The sequence below is a fragment of the Bartonella sp. AC70YNML genome, from assembly GCF_042196545.1.
Lineage (GTDB): Bacteria > Pseudomonadota > Alphaproteobacteria > Rhizobiales > Rhizobiaceae > Bartonella.
This window is the reverse complement of sequence record NZ_JBHIQK010000014.1, coordinates 24,488-31,092: the sequence shown is the minus strand read 5'-3', so window position 1 is coordinate 31,092 and position 6,605 is coordinate 24,488. Positions and strand designations below refer to the sequence as shown.

At 35.6% G+C, this 6,605-nt stretch carries 2 protein-coding genes and 1 pseudogene; all 3 read right to left on the bottom strand.

Annotated elements, in window-relative coordinates:
- Positions 1-1,604 precede the first annotated feature (1,604 nt).
- The 3 genes and pseudogenes from ACFIMU_RS07995 to ACFIMU_RS07985 all read right to left on the bottom strand — a co-directional run bounded on the left by ACFIMU_RS07995 (position 1,605) and on the right by ACFIMU_RS07985 (position 6,301).
- Entirely contained in the window at positions 1,605-2,537 is a 933-nt protein-coding gene (locus tag ACFIMU_RS07995) for an abortive infection family protein (RefSeq protein WP_375614795.1), read from the bottom strand.
- A gap of 1,387 nt (positions 2,538-3,924) precedes the next feature.
- On the bottom strand, positions 3,925-5,289 hold the full coding sequence (locus ACFIMU_RS07990) for an MFS transporter (RefSeq protein ID WP_375614186.1): 1,365 nt from the start codon (positions 5,287-5,289) through the stop codon (positions 3,925-3,927).
- Between the two features lie 607 nt (positions 5,290-5,896).
- Positions 5,897-6,301: pseudogene (locus ACFIMU_RS07985) on the bottom strand (hypothetical protein).
- Between the last annotated feature and the right edge of the window lie 304 nt (positions 6,302-6,605).

The following is a 6,605-nucleotide window of genomic DNA, read 5'->3' as shown; positions in this document are numbered from 1 at the left end:
GAAAAAAAGGGGCAGCTTTTTGCTTTTGCAGCCATTGGTCTTGATGTTTGAACGGAAACTGGCAGTGGTAAGGGGAAGGCCATAGAGTACGTGATCACTAAATTTTATCCCGTTATAGGAATATTGGGTTTTATAAGCTATAGAGAAGGCTATACCGAGGGGAGGGGGCTCTTAAGTCTTAAAGAGAAGATTGGATAATCTTCAGAGCACAAAATTATATGTCTACTAGAAAAAATAAGGGCGTTCTTGTATCTCATGTGCTTCTTATTCCACACCGTTCCAAAGCTAGTATCTCTAGCCTCAGTACAACGAGGTACAAATCGGATGATGTCTTACCCTACCTTAAATACACTTTTGTGAAAATTACTTTAAAGGTCGTGTGTTAGCTTATGCAAAATCTTTTATGGAAAGAGCTTATTGCTCTAAGAGCAAGGAAAAAAACGTATAAGGTTCCAGTGATTAAGGTTCCAGTGATAATGAAGAACTTATCGATGAAGTTTATAATCTTATCTTATTTAATTTATACTAAATCACCATCAAGCTCTATAGGATATTCAGACGTTTGAAAAAAGGATTTTATTTTTTCTGAGCTTGAGGAGCGAATAAATTGAGATTTCTGCATAAAGCAAACATGGAAAAATTGTATTGATTGATAATGTCTTTTATCAGATAAGAGGATGAGAGCGATGAGAAAAGGACATTTCTTTCAATATCGTAACGTGAATCAATAAACAATAAAACGCCAACATCGTTCTCAAATTGATTGACTATAATGAGTTGAATATCTGTAGCCAAAAGAGTGCAACCTTGAAGATTTAAGACATTTGTAAAATCGTGTACAGAAATTGAAGTTCCCATAATATTATAAAAAGTTGGTGTTCTTCCTTTCAGGTGTAAGGTATGGCCATGATAGCCACAATCGCATGATTGATCATATGCAATATGAACAACATCACCTGTGGCGTGCTCAAGTAATGGTGCATCTTCAGGATAAAAAACAGAGACAATTAATTCATCATTTTTAGAACTTGAATTGACTTGAATGTGATCATAAAGATCATTAATGTCACCATTAATCTTGGCTATAGTAGTAAGAATAGTGCTATTTTTTATACGAGCTATCTTATTATAAAATTATGTAGGGTAGGAGAAGAACGTATAGGTATCTAATTTACGCGCATAAAGGCTTTTCAGGGATTAAATCTAAACTCAGATTTTCTCTCTTTACAGAGTCAGAACTGTATTTTTATCATAACGACTAGCTTCTCTATCATAATATTTCTTCACGAGAGCTTTCCAAAAATAGTACACCAGCTAGTTTGTTCTTAAAAAAATAATCAAGGCAATACTTTCGCACCATCCTCATTCGCTGTCTTTAAGGGTGCCTTTTGCATTTACAGAAATTGCCCACTGACTTTAGAAGCGGAGCCTAGAAAAGTGGGGAAGAGGAGAACCATAGGGTGCTGTGACTACTCATGTTGTCATGCTATAGAAATATTTGGTTTTGTAGGGTAGCAACAGCCCCCCTTTAATGCTTTTTAGGCATTAAAAATGGCATGAGAAAATGCTGGTAGTCGTGATATGTTTTTTCTAAAGTTTTTTAATTATGGCTGATCCATGAGCTCTAAGATATAAATTGAGAGAGAATGGGCGGCATTAAAAGTTAAACGCGCATGGCGAGGTTTGAGATTGATTAGTTCGAAATCCTTTTTTGAGCGGCCGTGCGCTGCACCTTTCTTGTTTCTTAAACTCATAGTACCATGCACAACTTGATACAGACCGGATGCGATCATTTTTAAGTCATTTTCATCTAGATCTTGATTTTTTAAGTTTTCTTTCTTCATATCTTCGGGATGGATCTTAGCTTTCTTAACGACTTCTTCCCATAAAGCGGGCAGATTATTACGGGCGTTTTCTGCATATGGGATAGAATGGTGGTCGAGATAAGCTTTGCAAGAGGCTTCCAATAGATTTGCTGCAAATAGAACTGCCTCCCTTGGATCTTTTTCTATATTTTCTAATGCCCTATTTATTTCGATTTCTACTGCTGAAAGTTCTTTCTCTGTAATACGTTTTTGTAGCTCTTCTGTAGAGAGGAGACCAGCTTTTTGCAATTCTTGTGTGGAGGTCAGCCTCTTCTTGATAATATATCCTCCACGCTGATATTCCAATCCATCTTTCTTTAACGTTTCTAAAATTTCATGTTGATCTGTTTTAAGCTGTTGTAGCATTTGATCTTCTGGTATGTCTTCAAATTCGACTAACTTATGAAACTCGCTGTCCAAAAAATCACCAAGCAGGGGACCAAGGATTTCAAGCGGTTCATCGCATTTTACATTGATTGTATCTAGTCGTTTCTTAACCTTGACTTCTTTATCATCAGTTAGATCCTCATGAGGAGCAGGTGGTGTATAAAAGAATAAGGCATCCAAATTCCTCGACCAATAGTACTTTGGTAATATTTGAGAGAGTATCCTAATTGTAGCAGGAGGAATTTTGTTTTTTTGAGATATTTTTTGCGGGGATGATAATTGCATTTTATGGCTTTATAATATCAAAAAGTGGTGTGTGGAGTGGTTTTTAGAGTATGATTTTATTGGCTTGACCTTGCATAGAAAGTCGCGCAACAATTTTGTGGCTTATATAAGATTTTTGAAAGGGAAATGCCATATTGTGTTTTAATTTTTTTCTCCTTTCATTGTTATAGCAGTGAAGCAGTGAAGGGGGGGTGAATAATGTGTGATAATTCGAAAAATATAGAATGAGAACAGAAGTATAATTTTGTATTATCGTAACTGCAATAGCATTCTTTATTGGCAGATTGTTTATTGGAGAGAAGGAAGCAGGCAATGCGCATAATCCCTGAACGGAAGGTTTTGTGACAAGAATTTCAACAATAGTATGTTAGAAAAAAATGTTGCGTGTGTTCTTTGCTTGTCAAAAAGAGCAGATGGGGCGCTTTATTCGCATAACCAGTAAAGAGCTCAAGTGGGACAAGAGAGAAGTTTAGCAATCTCGTTTATCTCGTCAAGTTTATTGCTTTCACTAAAAATGCTATTTTATGATATCCGCTGTTAATCTTGCATACTTGCTAAAGAAGAAATATAAACAGTTATCGTCTCTGTAAGGGAGCTTTAAGCAATGAAATTAGGTGTAAAAAAGCTCTGAAAAGCTTTTTTTGCCGTAAAACTTACAAGAAAAATTTAAAGGTAGGGAAATCTAAAAGCACACTGTAAAAATCAAAAAAACAATTTTTTTAAAGATGGTTTCCCGTATGTCATTGTATATTACGATTTTCAATGTTTTAAAAACTTCTCCCTCAAAGAGGAAAGCCTTTGTTCTTAAAGCGGGGGAGATTTGTTATAACAGTTAACAACAAAATAGAGAGAAGATGCTGTTTTACCAGCTGTTTTTGTTGCTTTATTCACTTAATCCCGTTGCAATTACCAAACCATAGTGATCAAAGAAGTGTGATATAGGGTGAATGAAATAACTTGGTTTGAAAGTGCGGTGCGATTTTCCACACCGCGATGCGTCGTGAAAAATGATCAGCATTGGGGGCTGGGCGGCGTATTCTATACTGGTGTTGTAGGGGCGTTTGTTAGTGATGGGATCTTGGATAGAAAATCATGTTGTCCTCTGTGGACACCTCCAAAGATACTATTCAGAAAATCGCATATTTCAATAGGTTTTTAGAGGTGTCTCATAGCATCAAAAAAATCATAAAATTACAAACAACATGTATGCTACTAGAGGTGTCCGATTTCAGAGTTTAAGGAGCTTGTCGGTTTAACGCTCTTTTATAGAATGATGAAGGCTGGGGCAAAGGTTCTAGCGCATTGGTATTCCTTAACAGTGGTAAAGGCTGTATAATTTTATACACCGTTGCAAATGTTATTGATAGGGCGTTCATACAAAAGCATATCATAAATCGGAATTTTTCTCTTGAGGCGATAAGAAGAGGGCTAGGCAAAACAGTAAAAATGCAGCGATAGAGAAGAGGAAGAATATGAGATATGTTTGACTTAAGGAAAGGCGTTGCTCTGTTAACGAATGTAGCAGAAAGCCAGCAAATACACCCCCTAAGGCTCCACCTATTTGCTGTAATATGCGTGTGATAACGGCTGTATCTTTGACGTATAAACTGTTGACATATTGGATGGGAGCAGACAAACATACAATGGTGGCGATGCCAAGCCCTACGCCTCTTAGCAAGAATCCAAGTCCATCCATGCTTATATTATAGCCGAAGCATAATAACCCAAAGCTTGATATCACCAAACCAATTCCTATCATGAAAAAGGGAGATTTTTCTTTCCACTTTTGGTAAATAAATTTCCTTCCAATCCATGCACCCACTCCTTGCAGAGCTAGGACTGCACCGATGATGAGAAGGCTATTTTCATGGGCTTGTTCCATGGCAATGGCTAGTGGGAAATAAACGAGGAAACTATAAAAAAGAAATGAAGCAACAAGCCCCATGATCATGAGCAATGTATAGCGCGCATTTTTAAATCCGCTAAAGACGATTAATTTGTTTTTTGCTTTCTGATTAGAAACAATGAATAATATGAGAGATATCACTGCTATAAGTGCTAGGATAAAGAGGGCGTTGTGGTTATTTATATTTCTGGCTTCTGTGAGGTAAAAAAACGAGAGAAGCGATATAGAAAATGCTAAAAATGCAAATAAGTTAAATTTTGTTTTTGCTATTTCGTTGCTCTTTAAATGTTTTGCTCCAAGGGCGAGTGCCAATAAAATAAGCGGAATATTGATAAAAAACAACAAACGCCAAGACACATACTGAGCAAATGAAGCTCCTACCAGCGGTCCAAAGGCAGGAGCAAAAACCGTTGGTACGGCTATGGTGCCCATGGCTTGGCGCACTCGTGTCTGCCCAAATTGTAACGCAATAATGGTTTGGCTAAGGGGCAGCAAAAGGCCTGTCCCGAACCCTTGAATAATACGGGCAGATATAATGGTTGGAAAATTATAGCTTAATCCTACCCCCAGTGAGCCAAGCATAAAAATGAAGCTTGCAAGGAGCCAAGTTCTTTTTATACCTATTCTTCCTTGCACAAAAGCGGACATCAGCAGCCCTGGAACGGTGGCTAGAAAATAGGACGTGACAACCCATTGTATATTATTTCCTTCCACGGAAAAATAACGTGCAAGGTCAGGAAGGATGACATTGACAATGCTCCCGTCTAGTAGAGGAAGTATGCTGGAAATAATGACGGTATATATGACATATTTTTCTGATTTGGTATAGGAATCTACCTTTTGCATGATCATGCTCCCTACAGATATTATTTTAGATATGGGGCCTACGTCATAAATTACAGAGCTCTAAGAATGAACACGCATTTGTGATATCTGCAATTTTGATATTGGAATGAATGTGATTGGAAGTGCTGATGGTCCCCTTGTGTATAACCCGCCTTTTTCTCTAGAATTAAGCCATCAGTTAAGCTGATGTCAATGAGTTTATCGAGGAGTCTATTCGCTGTCAATTCAATCTGTATGAGAGCAAAAGCAGAACCTAGACGTGCATGCCTGCTCCATTTGCATTTATTATTTAACATGGAAAATGTTAAAATCTTTATAAATCAAATTATTGACTTAAAAATCCAATGTTTGTTTATATATCATTTTTTATGATTAAATGATTATTTGGGTGTCAAATGTATTTTCAATAGTTTATAATTTTCTTTTATTAAATATGCTGCCCTTTCTGAAAAATGTTCGACAATCTCTTGATTGTTTAATAAAAATTAAAATCGGTTATAAGGAAGAGTTTGTAAATTATAGAGTAGGAAAAAGTTGCATTTTATAAACAACAAGGGAGGGTTGTTTCCATAACCCAAACATTTTTTCAAGTTGTTATGGTATATTTTTAAATTGCTTGATTGATAAAAGTTTCATAATTATCAGAAACAATATATTGGGTATTTTCTTCTAAAGCTTTGAAATGTTCATGACCGCAATAGAGTTTTGCTTTTTCCAGATCGCGCAAGATGTCTTCGAAAATACTTCCTTTGCTTTCCACAACAAAATACAGTTTTTCTTGCCCATCTTGCTCGAATAATACAGCCTAATTGGGAGTATATGATCCAAGAGGTGTATCAATTTTAAACCATTTAGGCAGTTGCGCATAAACTTTAATCTCATCGTTTTTTTTCAAACGATTGTGCAAAACTGAACTCAATATCTGAATCACAAATACATGATCATAAGGTGATTTATGGTTTTTTACATATTCTTTTATAAAACGATTTGCTTTATATTTATTAAAGTGCATTTTCTATTTTATTTTTTCATATAATTAGCCAATGAAGTTTTTGCTATAATATCGCAATTTGTAAAAGACTATTTTGGTAATTCAATATGAAATTTTTTATGTCGGTTTCTTGTATTGAAAGCAATGGTACGATTTTTGATATCTGATAAAAATATTTACAAAAGAATTAATAACGCATGATTATAGAATTTTGTCCTTTGTTTGAAGCATGTAAAGTTAAGCCATTGTTTATTGATAGATTTTATGTTCATTATTTATTTGATACATTTAATCTAGAATGTAAATATGTATTCATATCCTCAAA

Bases quoted from the DNA above. Each gene is read 5' to 3' on its own strand.
- ACFIMU_RS07995 (WP_375614795.1), bottom strand. From the start codon at position 2,537: ATGCAATTATCATCCCCGCAAAAAATATCTCAAAAAAACAAAATTCCT.
- ACFIMU_RS07990 (WP_375614186.1), bottom strand. From the start codon at position 5,289: ATGCAAAAGGTAGATTCCTATACCAAATCAGAAAAATATGTCATATAT.